The sequence below is a fragment of the Streptomyces sp. 150FB genome (assembly GCF_000818195.1).
Taxonomy (GTDB): Bacteria; Actinomycetota; Actinomycetes; order Streptomycetales; family Streptomycetaceae; genus Streptomyces.
On record NZ_JTHL01000001.1, the window covers coordinates 9,571,381 to 9,588,176 of the forward strand.

12 protein-coding genes are annotated in these 16,796 nt (G+C 70.2%); 11 read left to right on the forward strand and 1 reads right to left on the reverse strand.

All coding sequences use genetic code 11. The annotated features are described in order from the left end of the window. Positions 1–314: 314 nt before the first annotated feature. Positions 315–1,664 (reverse strand): ROK family transcriptional regulator, encoded by a 1,350-nt coding sequence (locus tag QR77_RS40870; protein ID WP_236711028.1) that lies wholly within the window; start codon positions 1,662–1,664, stop codon positions 315–317. Positions 1,665–1,750: 86 nt separating this feature from the next. Between QR77_RS40870 and QR77_RS40875 the strand changes: the two genes are divergently transcribed. The 11 genes from QR77_RS40875 to QR77_RS40925 all read left to right on the forward strand — a co-directional run bounded on the left by QR77_RS40875 (position 1,751) and on the right by QR77_RS40925 (position 16,752). Then, positions 1,751–2,611 (forward strand): LacI family DNA-binding transcriptional regulator, encoded by an 861-nt coding sequence (locus QR77_RS40875; RefSeq protein WP_052489492.1) that lies wholly within the window; start codon positions 1,751–1,753, stop codon positions 2,609–2,611. Between the two features lie 163 nt (positions 2,612–2,774). Next, positions 2,775–4,097, forward strand: a complete 1,323-nt coding sequence (locus tag QR77_RS40880; RefSeq protein ID WP_040026944.1) for an extracellular solute-binding protein — start codon at positions 2,775–2,777, stop codon at positions 4,095–4,097. Positions 4,098–4,270: 173 nt separating this feature from the next. Next, the gene (locus tag QR77_RS40885) at positions 4,271–5,230 is read left to right on the forward strand and encodes a sugar ABC transporter permease (RefSeq protein WP_040026946.1); all 960 of its coding nucleotides are present in this window, start codon (positions 4,271–4,273) and stop codon (positions 5,228–5,230) included. Further along, a complete protein-coding gene (locus tag QR77_RS40890) occupies positions 5,230–6,126 on the forward strand; it encodes a carbohydrate ABC transporter permease (RefSeq protein WP_078877718.1) in 897 nt (298 codons plus the stop codon). The genes QR77_RS40885 and QR77_RS40890 overlap by 1 nt, the downstream gene beginning before the upstream one ends. Next, positions 6,123–8,732 carry a beta-mannosidase gene (locus QR77_RS40895; RefSeq protein WP_236711029.1) on the forward strand — a complete coding sequence of 870 codons (2,610 nt, stop codon included), beginning with the start codon at positions 6,123–6,125 and terminating at the stop codon, positions 8,730–8,732. The genes QR77_RS40890 and QR77_RS40895 overlap by 4 nt, the downstream gene beginning before the upstream one ends. A 579-nt stretch (positions 8,733–9,311) precedes the next feature. Beyond that, positions 9,312–10,295 (forward strand): ABC transporter substrate-binding protein, encoded by a 984-nt coding sequence (locus QR77_RS40900; protein WP_040026947.1) that lies wholly within the window; start codon positions 9,312–9,314, stop codon positions 10,293–10,295. Positions 10,296–10,329: 34 nt separating this feature from the next. Then, positions 10,330–11,196 carry an ABC transporter ATP-binding protein gene (locus QR77_RS40905; RefSeq protein WP_063798143.1) on the forward strand — a complete coding sequence of 289 codons (867 nt, stop codon included), beginning with the start codon at positions 10,330–10,332 and terminating at the stop codon, positions 11,194–11,196. Beyond that, complete coding sequence (locus QR77_RS40910) at positions 11,193–11,999, forward strand: ABC transporter permease (protein ID WP_040026948.1); 807 nt, start codon at positions 11,193–11,195, stop codon at positions 11,997–11,999. The genes QR77_RS40905 and QR77_RS40910 overlap by 4 nt, the downstream gene beginning before the upstream one ends. Before the next feature lie 3 nt (positions 12,000–12,002). Beyond that, positions 12,003–12,800, forward strand: coding sequence for an ABC transporter permease (locus tag QR77_RS40915; RefSeq protein ID WP_052489493.1), 798 nt, complete (start codon positions 12,003–12,005; stop codon positions 12,798–12,800). 122 nt (positions 12,801–12,922) lie between these two features. Further along, positions 12,923–14,992: a hydantoinase/oxoprolinase family protein gene (locus QR77_RS40920; protein ID WP_040026949.1), complete on the forward strand. Its 2,070-nt coding sequence runs from the start codon at positions 12,923–12,925 to the stop codon at positions 14,990–14,992. Continuing rightward, the gene (locus tag QR77_RS40925) at positions 14,989–16,752 is read left to right on the forward strand and encodes a hydantoinase B/oxoprolinase family protein (protein WP_040026950.1); all 1,764 of its coding nucleotides are present in this window, start codon (positions 14,989–14,991) and stop codon (positions 16,750–16,752) included. Before QR77_RS40920 ends, QR77_RS40925 begins: the two co-directional genes overlap by 4 nt. The last annotated feature ends 44 nt before the right edge of the window (positions 16,753–16,796 follow it).

Here is a 16,796-nt window from a genome sequence, read left to right on the forward strand (position 1 = left end):
CCCGGCGTTTGCGGCCGGGCGCGCCCTCGCGGGGCGGGCTGACGGGGTGTCTCATCGGGCTCCTTCGGGAGGGGTGAGAGGGCGCCGCGGAGGCCGGGTCGGCGCGAAGGCCCCAGAGGCTCAAGGCTTAGTTTCTTAATTAATTTATGAAACTCATCGCGCCGCGGCTCCGCAGGTGCCAGCGGTCGAGCACCGTACCCGCGCGTCGGCGCGGCATCAATACATCGGACCAAAGTGGCCGCCGGTGAGCGAAAGCCGAGCCTCCGTCAGGAGGCCCCAGCGAGCCCGCCGATCAGATCCCGGCGCCTCAGGGGCTAGGCGCGGGCGGCCAGTTCGGGACCGTGGCCCGGCGCCACCGAGCCCTGGAGCACCAGCGCGGCGCCGCCGATCGCCGCCGCGTCCCGGGGGTTGCTCGACAGGTCCACCCGCACGCCGTGCACGTCGCGGGTGTACGCGCGCTCGGCGAGTCGCCGCCTGACCTCGCTCACGTAGATCGATCCGGCGACCACGAAACCCGGCCCGGCCAGCACCAACGTGTCGAGATCCCACAGGTTCACCAGGGTCACAGCGCCCTCGGCGAGCAGCGCCGCCGACTCGTCGACAAGCGCGCGGGCCTGCTCGTCGCCGTAGATAGCGGCCCGCGCCAGCACGTCGAAGGCCCGGGCGTCCAGGTCGTCGGGGCTGATCCGCAGTCGTTCGGCGAGCCCCGGCACCGCACGCGCCCGGCCCACCACCGCGCGCGGCGCCGCGTACATCTCCAGGCAGCCGCGGTTGCCGCACGGGCAGGGCTCGCCGTCGCGGATCACGGCCACATGTCCGATCTTTCCCGCGTTGGAGCTGGAGCCGCGGTGCAGCGCACCGTCCAGGACGACGCCGGAGCCTATGCCGCTGTTCATGTACAGGCAGCCGAAGGTCCGGTCCCGGGAGACCTGCCGGCTCCAGAACTCACCGACCGTCGCGGCCGCCGCGTCGCTGTCCACCAGCACCGGGATGTCAAGACGCGCCGCCAGCGAGTCCGCGAGGTCGAGTCCCGCCCACTGCGGCAGACCCGGCGGGGCGAGGAAGCCGCCGCGCGCCAGGTCCACGGGCCCGGGGCCGACCACCGCGAGCCCGGCGACGCTCTGCTTCTCGAGGCCGAGCCCCTCCGTCACGTCCCGGTAGAGCGCGGCCAGTTGCTCGGCGGCGTCCTCGGTGCCGGCGGAGTCCGTCCCGCCGGGGGAGCCCGCGCGACCGGAGCCCGTACCACCCGGCTCCGTACCACCCGGCCCCGTACCGCCCCCGGAATCAGCACCGCGGCCCGGCGTACCGGCCGGAGCGGCACCCGCGCTCGGGCCCGCGACGAGGGTGCGGCCCACTGTGCCGCCGCGGGTGTCGGTGACCACGCAGGTCAGCGCGTCCGAGCCGACGTGGATGCCGACGCCGTAGACCGCTCGCGAGTTGATGATCAGCATGGTGCGCGGCTTGCCCCGGGTGGCCACCGTGTCGCCGGTCTCGCGCACCACCCCGTCGTCGATCAGCCGCCGCACGATGTTCGAGATCGTGGGCTGTGTCAGCCCCGTCGCGTTGACCAGCTCCACCCGGCTGATCGGCCCGGACGACCTGATGAGGTCGACGATGAGTGCGCGGCTGCCAGGTCCCGCCGCCGCGGACTCCCGTCGGGCCATCCTCGTCCACCTTCCCCTTCGCCGTACGCTGTCGTACGACTACGTCACGCACGAGATTAGACGAGACCCACGACCGGGAGGCCACCATGCCCGCGCCCGCGACCAGCGACGGGGCCCGCCCGGTGCGCGGCATTCCGGTCGGGCTCGCCCTGGTGCGGGACGCCGAGGCGCTGGGCGCTGAGCCGTTCTTCCACGATTTCATCGCCGGCATGGAGCGCGTCCTGCTGCCGCTCGGGGTGCCGGTGCTGCTCCAGGTCGTCGCCACCGTGGAGCAGGCCGCCGAACGGATGCGGGCCTGGGCGCGGCACGGCCAGGTGCAGGGGGTGATCCTCATCGACCTGCTGCCGGGCGACGAGCGGGTGGCGCTGGTCAGGGAGCTCGGCATGCCGGCGGTGGTGATCGGCCCTCCGGTGACCGCGGACGGGCTGCCGGCCGTGTGGACGCAGGACGACGTGGCGATGCAGGACGTGGTGGACGAGCTGGTCGCCGCGGGGCATGCCCACCTCGGGCACGTCGCCGGCCCGGCGCAGATGGCGCACACGATCATCCGCCGGCGTACCTTCATGGCGGCGGCCGCCGGGCACGGGGTGCGCACCACGACCTTCGAGGGGGACTACTCGGAAGCGGCGGGCATACGGGCGCTGACCGCGCTCAGCGCGCTGGAGGACCGGCCGACCGCGGTCGTCTTCGACAACGACGTGATGGCGCTTGGCGCCCTGCACCAGGCGGGCCGGCTCGGGCTCATGGTGCCGGCCGACCTGTCGCTGGTGGCCTGGGACGACTCCGCCCTGTGCCAGCTCGCCGCCCCGCCGCTCGGCGCGGTCAGCCATGACGTCCAGGAGCTGGGCGAGCTGGCCGGCCGCACCCTGGCGGACGCCGTGGTCGCCGCCCCCGCCACCACGGTCAACGCACCGCCGGCCCGCCTGGTGGTGCGCGGCAGCGTCTGAGGCCTGCCTGCCCGTACGCCCGTACGCCCGTACGCGGTCCGAGCCCGCACGCATCTGCCTGGATCCTGATCCTTGATAGATTATTAATCTTACTTATTGACTTTCCGCTGGACGCTCGTGGACGCTGTGTCGCGTTCGAAGCCGTTCAAGCAAAGGAAGCTCAATGGACCACCGCACCAGGCCCCGGGCCGTGCGCGTCATGGCCGCGTCCGTCGTCAGCGCGCTCGCCCTCACCCTGGGCGGCTGCGGCACGAGCGGCGCCTCGGCGGGCGGCACCGGCGCCAGCAACTCGATAGACGTCGTGACCCGCTGGTCGGCGGGCAACACCGCGGCGGCGGCGCAGAAGAGCGTCTTCACGGCCTTCACCAAGGAGACCGGCGTCAAGGTCAACGCCACCGACGGCCTGGAGACCATCGACGACCAGGTCGAGAACGCCGTCGCGGCCGGCAAGTCCCCCGACGTGGTGATCGTCAACCTGTACGACAAGACGCTCGGTTGGCAGGACGCCGGCGTCACCGTCCCGGTCGACAACTACCTCAGGGAGTGGGGCCTCGCCGACAAGATGAAGGCCGGCGCGCTCGACGAGTGGCGGGTCGGCGGCAAGCCCGGTGGCAAGCTCCAGGGCCTGCCCTTCTCCGGCTTCAGTTGGCCGGTCTGGTACAACACCGACCTGCTCAAGAAGGCCGGGGTCGGCAAGGTCCCGACCACCACCGACGAGTTGATCGACGCCTCCAAGAAGCTGCGCGCCGCCCACATCCAGCCGCTCACGGTCGGCGGCAACGACTGGACCGGGCAGAAGCTCTTCTACCAGATCGCGCAGTCCTACACCGACGCCGCGGCCATGGAGAAGGTCATGGGGAGCGGCGGCTACTGCGCCACCCCGTCGGTGATGCGGGGCATCAAACTCTTCACCCAGCTTCGTGACGCCGGCGTTTTCACCGACAACGCGGCCGGCCTGAACGGCGACGCGATGTACGCGGCCTACTACTCCGGCAAGGCCGCCATGATGTCCGCCGGCTCCTGGGCGTACACCGACGCCAAGAAGTCGGGCACCGGTGTCGAGACGCACACCACGCTCGCCGGTCTGCCGCTGGCCTCGGGCTCGGTCTACCAGAACCCCACCGCCCTCCAGGGCTTCACCGGTGTCGGCTTCATGATCACCAAGCGCGGCGCTTCGAAGGACCGCATCGACAACGTGCGCAAGTTCATCACCTCCTTCTACAAGGACCCGGCCGTCGGCGACTTCGTGAAGGACGCGAGCATCCTGCCGCCCACCACCGGTGACTTCGCGAAGTACGCCACCGACCCGTTGCTGGCGCAGTCGCTGAAGCTCGACAAGACCGTGGACTACGCGGTGGTGCCCGACGTGTGGATCGGCTCGGCGTCCGACCCGATCATCCAGGTCCTGACCGGGGCGTACGGCAAGTCTTCCGCGGACACGATCTGCCAGGGCCTCGACGAGGCGACCAAGGGCGCCAAGAACTGACGTCGCCCGACCGCGTGGACCGTGCGGCACCCGGGGGGCGCCGCACCGCGGCGCCCCCCCCGCGACCCGCGACCGTACCGCGCAGCCCCTCCCCGTAACGGGCCGTCAGCCCGTGCCCGTACCGCCCGTCGCCTCCTCGCTTCCTCGCTTCCTCGGCCGAAAGAAACAGTTCCATGTCATCGACCAGCACACTGGCCGGCCCCCGCGCCGCTCCCGAGGCCGCACCACCGGCCGACCGCGCCCGCCGACGGCGCGGCAACGGCCTCAACACCCCCCGTCTGCTGTGGCTGACGGTCCCTTCCCTCGTGTGGTTCGCCGTCTTCTCGGCAGGGCCGCTGGTGGCGATGTTCGTCATCGCCACCCTGCGGTGGAAGGGCCTCATCTACGACCCCAGCTACGTCGGCACCGACAACATCCGGCAGGTCTTCGGCGACCCGGTCTTCCACGACGCGCTGCGCAACAGTGCCGTGCAGGTCGCCGTCGTCATCCCGGTGATGATCCCGCTCGCCTTCATGCTCGGCTACCACCTGAGCACCAAACCGCGCGGCTACCGCCTGCTGTCCGTGCTGTACTTCTCGCCGGGCCTGATCTCCATCGCCATCACCGGGACGATCTTCTACGGGGTGCTGTCGCCGAACGGCGGCACCAACGGCCTGCTGAACGCGGTGGGCCTGGACTCGCTCGCGCACGCCTGGCTCGCCGACCCCGCCACCGCGCTGCCCAGCCTGATCGCCATCGACCTGTGGCGCGGCATCGGCTGGACCGCCGTGCTGTTCGCCTCCCGGCTGGCCGGCGTCCCCAGCGATGTGATCGAGGCGGCCAGGATCGACGGCGCCGGACGCTTCCGCGTCATGTGGCAGATCGCCTTCCCCATGGTGAAGGACTACGTCCGCACCCTCACGATGCTCCAGTTCCTCTGGACACTGTTCACCTCCGCCGCGCTGATCCTGCTGCTCACCAAGGGCGGACCCGGCACCTCGTCCACCACTCTGTCCTACCTGGTGTACGAGAAGGCCTTCTCGCAGAGCGACCTCGGATACAGCCAAGTCGTCGGCGTCGTCCTGCTGTTGGTCGGTGTCCTCGGGATGCTGCTGATCCGCGTGCTGCTGCGCAGCCCCCTGGAGAAGATCTGATGACCGTCCCCACCTCCCCGCCCTCCCGGGCCCACGCGCCGGACCCCGAACGCCCCCGCCCCGTACGGCGCTCCCGGCGGCGCGACGCGGGACGGCTCGCCGTCCCGCTGTCCTGGCTGTACGCGCTGGTGCTCGCGGCGCCGCTCTACTACCTCGTGGCGAGCGCGTTCAAGACCAACATCGAGATCTTCAACCATCCCTTCGCGCTGCCCGGCCACTGGCTGTGGCACAACTTCCGTACCGCCTGGGAGACCGCGGCCCTCGGACAGGCGCTGCTGAACTCGCTGTTGATCTCCGCCGTCGCGATCGTGCTGACGCTGGGCCTCGCGCTGCCCGCGTCCTTCGCGCTCGCCCGGCTCGACAACCGGCTCTCGCGGCTGGTCACCGGCACCTTCTCGGTGGGCTTTCTGATCCCGCCGTTCGCGGCGCTGATCCCCACCGTGATCCTCGCGATCAAGATAGACATGTTCTACACGCGCGAGTTCCAGATGCTCTTCCTGCCGGCGAGCGCGCTGCCGCTGTCGGTGCTGCTGCTCACTCAGTTCATGAGGACCGTGCCGCCCGCGCTGGTGGAGTCGGCGGCGCTGGACGGCGCGGGCAACTGGCGGCTGCTGGTCAACGTGTTCATCCCGATCGCCATGCCCGGCGTGGTGAGCGTGGCGATCCTCCAGATGCTCACCTTCTGGAACGAGTACCTCTTCTCGCTGACCATCACCGGAACCGGACCCGACGTCCGCACCGCGCAGGTCGCGCTGCCCACTCTGATCTCCGACTCGACCGACTTCGGCGTCCTCACCGCCGGCACCGTGCTGACTCTTCTGCCGGTGTATGTCGCCTACTCGCTCGCCAGCCGCCGTATGCAGGAAGCACTCACCGCAGGGGCAGTCAAGGGATGACACTCAGCACTGAAATCAGCACCGGCCCGGGCTCCGACGCCCCTACCGGGAACGGCGTACGCGCCGACGCCGACACCTCGACGCCGTCCGCCACCCGCCACGACCTCGGCGGCGAGTGGCGACTGACCTGGCTGGCGGGCCCCGACGGCACGCCCGCCGGGGTCGGGGACGCCGCGCTGCCTGCCCAGGTGCCCGGCGAGGTGCACACCGCACTGCTCGCAGCGGGCCACCTGACCGACCCGGACGTGGGGCTCGGTGAGCCGGCGCAGGACTGGGTGGGGCGCTCCCAGTGGTCGTACCACCGTTCCTTCGCGTTCACGCCCGTGCCCGGCGCCCGTACCGACCTGGTCGCCGACGGCCTGGACACGGTCGCCGAGGTGTACGTCAACGGTCGGCACGTCGGCGCCGCCCGCGATCAGCACCTCGCCCACCGCTGGCCGGTGGACGACGTGCTGGAGCCCGGCGACAACACCGTCGAGGTGCGCTTCGCCTCCGCCTGGGACGCCGCACTCGCCCACGAGCGCGCGCACGGCCCGCTGCCCTCGCCCTATGACGAGCCGTACGCGCACATCCGCAAGACGGCCGCCAACTTCGGGTGGGACTGGGGGCCGCACTACGTCACCGCCGGTATCTGGCGGGGCATCAGGCTGGAGACGTACGCGGGCCGTATCGACCACATACGCCCGCTGGTCCGGCTCGACGCCGACCACGGCGCCGCCGAACTCACCGCGTACGTACGGGTCGAGGCCCCCGCCGGCTCCCGTGTCCTGGTCGAACTGACCGGCCCGGACGGCCGGTTGGCCGCACACGCCACCGGCGAGGCCGCGGGGGAGGAGGCGGCGCTGACGCTCACCGTCGCGAACCCGGAACTCTGGTGGCCGGTGGGCCTCGGCGCCCAGCCGCTCTACCGGCTCACCGCCCGCCTCGACGCCCCGGACGGCACGGTGCTGGACGAGACGGGCGTACGGGTCGGGATGCGCTCGGTCGCGGTGGACGAGACCCCGGACGCGCTCGGCACCCGCTGGGCCCTGGTCGTCAACGGCCGCACCGTACGGGTCCGCGGCTACAACTGGATCCCCGACGACACCCTGCCCAGCCGCGAGACACCGCGGCGCGTCGTCGCCCGTATCGACCAGGCCGTGGCCGGCAACGCCAATCTGCTGCGGGTGTGGGGCGGCGGCCACTTCGCCGACGAGCACTTCCTGGACGCCTGCGACGAGCGGGGCGTACTGGTGTGGCACGACTTCCTCTTCGCCTGCGCCGCCTACTGCGAGGACGAGGAAACCGCGGCGCTGGTCACAGCGGAGGCCGAACAGGCGGTGGCCAGGATGTCCCCGCACCCGAGCCTGGTCGTGTGGTGCGGTGGCAACGAGACGGTCCTCGGCCGGCACCACTGGGGCTGGGCGGACCAGATCGGCGAGCGCGGCTGGGGCGCGTACTACTACCTGGACGTGCTGCCCGGCGTGCTGGCCCGGCTCGACCCGACCCGCCCGTACGTGCCCAACTCGCCCTGGTCCGGGACGCTCGACGCCGACCCGGCGGCCGACACGCACGGCCTGAGCCATCTGTGGGACGCCTGGAACGAGGCGGACTACGCGCACTACCGGGACCACGACCCGTCCTTCGTCGCCGAGATGGGATGGTGCGGGCCGGCCGCCTGGACGACCCTTGAGCGGGTGCTCGGCGGGGAGACCCCCGGCCCCGCCTCGCCGCTGACCCGGCATCATCTGCGGGCCATCGACGGCATGCACAAGCTGACCCGTGGCCTCCAGCCGCACGTGCCCACTCCCGCGGAGGGCGCGGACTGGCACTTCGCCACCCAGTTGGTGCAGGCCCGGGCGGTCGCGGCCGGCGTGGAGTGGCTGCGGTCGCGGGAACGGTGCGCGGGCGCGGTGGTGTGGCAGCTCAACGACTGCTGGCCGGCGATCAGTTGGTCGGCGGTCGACGTGGCCGGCATCGAGAAGCCGCTGTGGTACGCGCTCAGGCACTCCTTCGCGCCCCGGCTGGCGACCGTACAGCCCGTGAGCCCCGGCCCGGCGCACGACCCGACGGGTACGGCGGGTCTCGCGCTGACGCTGGTCAACGACGCGGTGGGGGACTGGACACCGGAGGTTTCGGTGTTCCGCGTCTCCCTGGACGGCCGGGAGCTGGCGCGTACCCGGCTGGAGGCGAGCTGTCCGGCGAACGGCTTGGTCACCCTGCCGCTGGACCCGGCGGTGGCGGCCCCGGCCGACCCGCACGCCGAGCTGCTGGTCGTGGAGGCGGACGGGGTGCGTACCACCTGGGCCTACCGCCCTGGCCGCGTCCTGACCTCGCCTCCGCCCGTCCGTACGGTGACCACCTCCTACGCGGACGGCGCGCTGGCCCTGACGGTGACGGCGGAGTCGCTCCTGCGCGACGTCTGCGTCTTCCCCGACCGGCTGGCCGCCGCACTGGATCTCCCTCCGTACGCCCTGACGTCCGACACGTCCCTGGTCACCCTCCTCCCGGGCGAGACCCACACCTTCCGCCTCACCACCCGGGACGGCAGCGCGCTGCGCGAGGCCGGGATTCCGGAACCGGTGCTGCGGCTGGCGGTCCGCTCGGCGGAGGAGCTGACCACGTAATCGCTTCACTGCTCACCGACTGACCAGCGAACCAGGTCTCCGGACCGTTGTGGGCCGCCCCTCGGCACGAGAGGCGGTCCACAGTCCATGTGTGGAGGAACACCGCTGTGTGCCCGCGCAGTTGAAGCGCGGGGAGTCGCCCCGGGGTACGAGAGCGCCCATGGGGACGGTCGGGCTCCGGCGTGTCCAGCGCCGGACATCGGGTGACCGCGAACTCTCGCCGCAGAGGCTATGCCCGCATCCGACGCGTTGTGAAGGGTGCCGATGCGGCCTTCCTCCGCCCTTCCCGGCGCCCGCCCTCCGCCCGGCTGTGATCGCGGAAGCAAACCCGCAGGTCAGTACGGATGTGACCGCAGGGGCCCCGGGCGTCCGGTCGCACCAATGTTTCTCAAGTTATTGACGGGCGTCGACAAACGACCTATCAATGAAATGCCGAAGTGAGGCCCGGTCACAACGATCTGACGGTTGAACCTCGGCTGGCACAGCTCAAGCGGCAGGTACACCAACCTGCGCGCACCGCTCCCGGCCTCATTCCCGGCCGGCCCTTCGTACTCCCTTCGCGGACGAAGCGAGGCCACCATGCGGTATCGGAAAAGCCTGCTCAGCAAACGACTCGGTGCGGCCCTTCTCGTGCTGGCCGCACTGCCGTTGACCTCCTGCGGAGGCGGCGGCGCCTCCAACACCAGCAACACCATCACGCTGGGACTGCCGGTCCCGGCCACCACACTGGCACCGGTGTATCTCGCCGACGAGGAGAACCTGTGGGCCAAGAACGGCCTGAAGGTCAAGACCGTCACCTTCAGCGGTGACGCCGAACTCGCCAAGGCCGTCCTGTCCGGCGACGTCGACGTGGCGATCGGTTCGCTGAGCGGATCGCTCACCGCCATCGAGGCACACCAGGACGCGAAGGTGTTCTACGGCGGTTTCGACATGCCCGCCTTCGCCTGGTACGCGGTCCCGAGCATTCACTCCGTGGGCCAGGGCAAGGGCAAGAACTGGGGTGTCACCACACTGGGTTCGTCGACCGACCTGCTCACCCGGTACGCCGTGTCCCACGCCGGGCTCGACCCGAGCCACGACATCAAGATCATCCAGGGCGGCGCATCCGCCGCGCGGCTCGCCGCCACGCAGGCGGGTCAGTTGCAGGTCAACGTATTCACCGAACCGCAGACCATCTACGCCGCGCGGGACGGCTACAACAAGATCCTCGACCTCAAGGACGTTGTCGACAGTTACCCCATGCACGTCGCCTGGGCGAAGTCCTCGTTCGTGAACGGCAACAAGGACAGGGCGAAACGCTTCGTCGCCACCCTGTCCGCCGCCATGACGAAGACCAAGAAGCAGCCCGACATCGCGGCGGCCTCCATGGCCAAGAAGCTGAAGCTGTCCGTCCCCGACGCCAAGGCAAGCATGGCCGAATGGATCAACCAGCTCTACCCGGACGGCCGGCTGCCGTCGGACAAGGCCATGAACGCCTTCTGGAACATGGGCATTTCCGGCAAGTCCTTCACCAGCAAGCTGCCCGAGTCGAAGTGGCTGGACACCACGTTCCTACCCCGTTGAGCCGACGACCGATCGAGGCGAGCGGAGCACTCCCATGGCACATATCTCTTTCGACCAGGTTCAGATCTCCTACCAGGGCAGGAGGGAGCCGTTCATCGCTGTGGACGGCTTCGAAGCGGACGTCTCCGAGGGCGAGTTCGTCACGATCGTCGGAGCCAGCGGCTGCGGCAAGAGCAGCGTACTGATGGCCGCCGACGGCCTGCTCGCGACCTCCGGCGGCGCCGTACGGATCAATGGCACACCGGTCACCAAGCCGGGCCCGGACCGCGCGATGGTCTTCCAGGACGCCTCACTGATGCCGTGGCGGACCGTACTGTCCAACGTGGCGTTCGGCCTGGAGTTGCAGGGCGTCGGCAAAGCGGAACGGCTCGCGGCCGCACAGCGGTACGTCGATCTGGTCGGTCTGCGCGGCAGGGAGACCAGCCGTCCGCACGAGCTGTCGGGCGGTATGCGCCAACGGGTCGGAATCGCCCGCGCCCTGGCGACCGACCCGGCCGTCCTGCTGATGGACGAACCGTTCGGCGCCCTCGACGCGCAGACCCGCGAGCTGATGGCCGTCGAACTCCTGAAGATCTGGGACATCGACCGCAAGACCGTACTGTTCGTCACCCACGGCATCGACGAGGCGGTGTTCCTCGCCGACCGGATCCTCGTCATGGGCGGCAGGCCCAGCCGGGTCACCGAGATCATCGAGATCGACCTGCCACGCCCCAGGGACGCGGCGGTCAGAGCCGGCGCCGCCTTCGCGAAGTACCGTACCCATCTGGCTTCCCTGCTCTTCGGCGACGACAGCGAAGGACCAGGACCCGCGCCGGACAGCGAAGGACCGGCGGCGGGCGGGGCGCGGACGGCGGTTCCCGGGAAGTCCACCGCGGTCCGCTCAGGGCAGTCGGTCCGATGACGCGCCTGTCCCCGGTCGCCGGCCTCGCCCGGCCCGTACGCCGCGCCAAGTGGCTTCCGGGCGCGCAGGTGCGCGTCGCGCTCGGCAGCGTCGTCGTCGTGCTGGTCGCCTGGCAGCTCTCCGGGCAGAGCGGCCTGATCGACACGAAATACACCGGCACTCCGATCGCCGTCCTGCGCGCCGGCAAGCAGCTCATCGGCTCCGGCGAACTGTGGAGCAACGCGCGGGTCAGCCTGGTCGAGTTCGGCGCCGGACTGCTGCTGGCCGTCGTCGTCGGCGTACCGCTCGGGATGCTGATGGGATGGCGGCTCCGGCTGCGCCAGACACTGGAACCCGCGCTGCTGGCGCTCTACGTCACGCCGTCCCTCGCCCTGCTGCCGCTGATCGTTCTCGCGTTCGGCATCGGCGAGACCTCCAAGATCGCCATTGTCTTCGTCGAAGGTGTGATCACCATCGTCGTGAACGCCATGGCCGGTATCAGGGAGAGCGATCCGCGCCTCGTCCAGACCGCGGACAGCTTCTGCGCCTCCCGGTTCGCGGTCTTCACCAAAGTGCTGCTGCCCAGCGCGCTGCCCACGATCGTGGCGGGACTGCGGCTCGGCGCCGGCCGCGGGGTGGTCGCCGTCATCGTCGGCGAACTGTACGCGGGGAGCCAGGGCATCGGGCTCATGGTCTCTTCGTACGGGCAGAGTTTCGACATCGCTCCGCTGCTGTTCGTGACCCTCACCGTCGCGGTGTTCGGCTATCTCGTCAGCCTGTTGCTGCGCTCACTCCAGTCCGCCGTCACGACAGGGAAGGGGTGAGCCATGTCGGGCCTGACCGGTGTGACCCGCACCAACTGGTTCCGGTTGTCCCTTCCCGTACTGCTGGGAGGCGGCTTCATCGTCGTGGTCGCCGTGGTCTGGCAGCTCGCGGCCTCTCTGGGGCTCATCAACCCCTTCCTCACCTCCTCGCCGGCACTGATCGCCGACTCGCTGACCGCGCAGGCCACTTCGGGGACGCTGCTGAGTTCTGTCGGCGTCAGCGCGGTCGAGCTGTGCATCGGCTTCGGCGCGGCGGCGGTCGTCGGTGTGGTGGTGGGCCTGCTGATGGGGCGCTACCGCTACGTCGAGTTCGCCGTCGAACCGTACGTCTGGCTCCTGTACTCGGCGCCGATCGTCGCCCTCTTCCCGCTGCTGGTCCTCGCGTTCGGCCTCGGCCGGCCGGCGGTCACCGCGATCACGTTCCTGATGGCAGTGGTCCCGGTGATCATCAACTCCTCCCAGGCGGTACGCAACGTCGACCGCAAGCTGGTCGACGCCGCTGTCTCCTTCGGCGCCGGCGAGAGCGCACTGCTGGTCAAGGTGATCCTGCCGGCGTCGGTGCCGACCGTGATGGCGGGGCTCAGGCTCGGTCTCGGCCGCGCGATGGTCGGTGTGGTGATCGGGGAGTTCTTCGCCGGGGACGGCGGCATCGGCTACAACATCAGCTACTACGCGGGGCACTTGGGCACCACCGACGTGCTGGCCTCCGTCGTGGTGGTGATCGTGGCCGGCCTGCTCCTGAACTGGCTGGCCAGGCGGCTGGAACGAATGGCCGACTCCTGGCGCACCGAACCGCGCTGACCTCCCGTACGACCGGCCCGTACGACTGGCCCGTACGACCGGCCCGAAGGCCCGGCCCGGCCTGGGCCCCGATGACCAACGTTCGACCCGCACCAGACCAAGGCGACGAGGAGTGCCCACGCATGAAGCACATCGCAGCCGATATCGGTGGCACATTCACGGACATCACCGCCATCGACGAACACGGCGCCTTTCACACGGCCAAGACACTGACCACCCCGGACGACCACGCGGAGGGCGTGCTGAACGGGCTGGCCGAACTCGACGCCCGGCTCCAGGACACCGAACTGTTCCTGCACGGCTCGACCATCGCCATCAACACCGTGCTCCAGCGCGCCGGCGCCCGCACCGCACTGATCACCACCGAGGGGTTCCGCGACGTCTACGAGATCGGCCGGGGCAACCGCTCCGAACCGTACAACCTCTTCTTCGGCAAGCCCGTACCGCTCGTACCCAGGCACCTGCGCCGCGAGGTGCGCGAACGTGTCCTGGTCGACGGCAGTGTCCGTACGCCCCTGGACACCGAGGCCGCCCGTGCCCTGATCGCCGAACTCAAGGCCGCGGGAGTGGAATCCGTCGCTGTCTGCCTGCTGCACTCCTACGCCAACCCGGAGCACGAACTGGCCCTGGGCCGACTGATCGAGGAGCTGTGGCCGGAGGTCTACCTCACCCTCTCCCATCAGATCATGCGCGAGTACCGGGAGTACGAACGCACCTCGACCGCCGTACTCAACGCCTATGTGGGACCCGTCGTCTCACGCTACCTGGACTCGCTCAGCGAGCGACTCGCCGCGCGCGGATTCACCGGCAGGCTGCTGATCATGCAGTCCAACGGCGGCATCATGTCGGTCGGTACCGCGCGCCGCAGCCCGGTCCGGATGATGGAATCAGGTCCCGTCGCCGGAGTCATCGGCGCCGCCGCCCTGGCCGGCGGTCTCGGTCTGCCACGGCTCATCCCGTTCGACATGGGCGGTACCACCGCGAAGACCAGCCTGGTCAAGAACGGTGAGGTCGACATCAGCCCCGGCTACTTCATCGGCGGGTACGCGACCGGGCATCCGATGACACTGCCCGTGGTGAACATCGTCGAAGTGGGTTCGGGCGGTGGCAGCATCGCCTGGGTCGACGCCGCCGGTGCGCTGAAGGTCGGCCCGCGGAGCGCGGGCGCCTCGCCGGGCCCGGCCTGCTACGGTCTCGGCGGCGACCGGCCGACGGTCAGCGACGCGAATCTGGTGCTCGGCAGGCTCGGTGCGCGTCGCTTCCTCGGCGGTGGGATGCGCCTCGACCGGGCAGCCGCCGAAGCCGCCATCGTCAAGCATGTCGGCACCCCGCTCGGCCTCGACCTGTACGCGGCTGCCCTCGGCATCGTGACCATAGCCGACGCGCAGATGTCCCTCGCGGTGCGCGCCGTCTCGGTGGAGAAGGGCGAGGACCCCCGTGAGTTCGCGCTCGTCGCGACCGGCGGAGCGGGCCCGCTGCACGCGGTCTCCATCGCCCGTGAGCTCAACATCGGCACCGTGGTGGTGCCCGTACTGCCGGGACAGTTCTCCGCCAAGGGCATGCTGTCCTGTGATGTACGGCACGACCTGACACGCACACTTCTCGCCCCGCTGGAAGAGGCGACCGTCGAGCAGTACGCGGGGATCCTCAAATCGCTCGGAGCACAGGCCTGGGAGCAGTTGCGCGCGGACATCGGCGAGCCCACCCAGGCCCCGGAAGTCCGGCATCTGCTGGAACTGCGGTACCGGGGACAGGAGTTCACCATTTCCGTGCCGGTGCCCGAGGAGGGGCTGACCGTCGGCACGTACGGCACCGTACGAGCCGACTTCGACACACTGCACGACCAGCTCTACGGTCACAAGGCGCCGGGAGAGCCGGTCGAGGCGGTGGGCGCGCGCACGGTGATCACCATGCCGCTGGCCGCCGGTGTGACAACCGCGTCCGGTGCGGCACCGGCGCCGGCCGCCGCCGGCGAGCCGGAACCGGGCGAGCGGCGCCCGGTTGTGCTGAACACCGGCGCGGAGCCGGTGGACTGCCCGGTGTACGACCGGGAGTCGCTGCTGCCCGGTCAGCGGATCACCGGTCCGGCCGTGGTGCAGGAAGCCACCTCGTCGGTGGTGTGTTACGCGGGCGACGTGCTCACCGTCGCCGCGGACGAATCGCTCGTCATCTCGGTAGGGAGCCTGGTATGACCGTCACCGATGTCGACCCGATCACCCTGGAAGTGGTGCGCTGCGCCCTGGTCGCGCACTGCGACGAAATGGCGACCGCACTGCGCAGGGCCGCCTACAACCCCATGATCTTCGAGGTGCAGGACTACTGCGTCGGTCTCGTGGACACCTCCGGCGAGCTCATCGCGCAGAACCTCGGCGGCCTGCCGATCTTCCTCGCGGACCTGGGTGTCTCGGTCGCGGACGGCATCGACCGCTTCGGTCTCGAAGGCTTCGAGCCCGGCGACGCGATCGTGATGAACTACCCGTACGTCGCCGGACAGCACCTGAACAACGTGGTCGTCTACACCCCGATCTTCGTGGACGGCGAGGTCGTCGCCTTCCCGGCGGTACGCGCGCACTGGGTGGACATCGGCGGCTCCCGTATCGGCTTCGGCTCGACGGCGACCACCGACATCTACTCGGAGGGCCTGCAACTGCGGTCCATCAAGGTGATGAAGGCCGGCACGTGGGACGACGACGTCATGCAGATCATCAAGGACAACGTCCGGGTACCCGAATCGTCCTTCGGTGACCTGCGGGCCGCACTCGCCGCATGCCGGCTCGGCGAGCGGCGGATCACCGAGCTGATCGGCCGTTACGGTCTCGACACCGTCATGGCCTGCGTGAGCACTATGCGCGACCAGTCCGAGCGGCTGTCCAGGGACGCCGTCGCACGCATGACCGACGGTGAATACACCGCCACGGCGTGGATGGACAACGACGGCCAGGACCTCGACCGCCGTATCCACCTCGACATCCGGGTGGAGGTGGCGGGGGAGGAGCTGACCGTCGACTTCTCCGGCATCGCCGAGCAGGTCAAGGGGCCGCTCAACTCCGGTAAATCCGGAGGCATCGCGGCCGCCCGGGTCGCGTTCAAGATGCTCACCCTGCCCACCCACCCGGTGGACGAGGGGTCCTTCCGGAATCTTCATGTGATCCTGCCCGAGGGCAAGTTGCTCAACGCCCGGCCGCCGGCGGCGCTCGGCCAGTGGAGCATCTCCCTGCCCACGGTGGTGGACACCATCGTACGATCGCTCGCACCGACCCTGCCCGACCGGGTACCGGCCGCACACAAGGGCGACATGTCGGGGTTCACCTTCCACGGAATCGACGAGCGCACCGGCGCCCGGTTCGTCTGCCTGAACATCAACGGTGGCGGCTGGGGCGGCCGGCCGGTCGGCGACGGCCCCAGCGCCTGCGTCTCGATGTGCCAGGGCGATGTGCGCAACGTACCGATCGAGATCCAGGAAGCGCGCTACCCCCTGGTGTTCAACAGGCACGAACTGCGAGCCGACAGCGGCGGCGCCGGGCGCTACCGGGGCGGTCTCGGCCTGGAGATCGACGTCGAACCCCAGCAGGAGATGTTCACCAACATCGCCAACGAACGCACCACCTGCCCGCCGTGGGGCCTGCGCGGCGGACACCCGGGCGCGGTGAACGACACCGTGGTACGTCAGCCGGGCGGCGAGGCGAGCCACGTCAAGAAGCACACCGGTCTGCGGCTGGAAGCCGGTTCCTACGTGTCGTTCCGCACGGCGGGTGGCGGCGGCTGGGGCGAGGCCGCCGAGCGGCCCGTCGAAGAGGTCGCGCGGGACGTGCTCGACGGATTCGTCTCGGTCGAAGCGGCACGGGACCTCTACCGGGTCGCGGTGTCCGCCGACGGTGTCGTCGACGCGGGCCTGACCGAGCGGCTGCGGGCGGTCTCCACCATCGGCGAGCCGGCCGATGTCACTGGTTGACGAGCTCGCCGGGCGCGCGCACGCGGTGGCGGGCGAGCCGATAC

What these genes read in the sequence shown, in the direction of transcription:
- QR77_RS40925 (WP_040026950.1), top strand. Translation starts at nt 14,989, where the DNA reads ATGACCGTCACCGATGTCGACCCGATCACCCTGGAAGTGGTGCGCTGC.
- QR77_RS40870 (WP_236711028.1), bottom strand. Translation starts at nt 1,664, where the DNA reads ATGGCCCGACGGGAGTCCGCGGCGGCGGGACCTGGCAGCCGCGCACTC.
- QR77_RS40915 (WP_052489493.1), top strand. Translation starts at nt 12,003, where the DNA reads ATGTCGGGCCTGACCGGTGTGACCCGCACCAACTGGTTCCGGTTGTCC.
- QR77_RS40905 (WP_063798143.1), top strand. Translation starts at nt 10,330, where the DNA reads ATGGCACATATCTCTTTCGACCAGGTTCAGATCTCCTACCAGGGCAGG.
- QR77_RS40910 (WP_040026948.1), top strand. Translation starts at nt 11,193, where the DNA reads ATGACGCGCCTGTCCCCGGTCGCCGGCCTCGCCCGGCCCGTACGCCGC.
- QR77_RS40875 (WP_052489492.1), top strand. Translation starts at nt 1,751, where the DNA reads ATGCCCGCGCCCGCGACCAGCGACGGGGCCCGCCCGGTGCGCGGCATT.
- QR77_RS40880 (WP_040026944.1), top strand. Translation starts at nt 2,775, where the DNA reads ATGGACCACCGCACCAGGCCCCGGGCCGTGCGCGTCATGGCCGCGTCC.
- QR77_RS40890 (WP_078877718.1), top strand. Translation starts at nt 5,230, where the DNA reads ATGACCGTCCCCACCTCCCCGCCCTCCCGGGCCCACGCGCCGGACCCC.
- QR77_RS40900 (WP_040026947.1), top strand. Translation starts at nt 9,312, where the DNA reads ATGCGGTATCGGAAAAGCCTGCTCAGCAAACGACTCGGTGCGGCCCTT.
- QR77_RS40885 (WP_040026946.1), top strand. Translation starts at nt 4,271, where the DNA reads ATGTCATCGACCAGCACACTGGCCGGCCCCCGCGCCGCTCCCGAGGCC.
- QR77_RS40920 (WP_040026949.1), top strand. Translation starts at nt 12,923, where the DNA reads ATGAAGCACATCGCAGCCGATATCGGTGGCACATTCACGGACATCACC.
- QR77_RS40895 (WP_236711029.1), top strand. Translation starts at nt 6,123, where the DNA reads ATGACACTCAGCACTGAAATCAGCACCGGCCCGGGCTCCGACGCCCCT.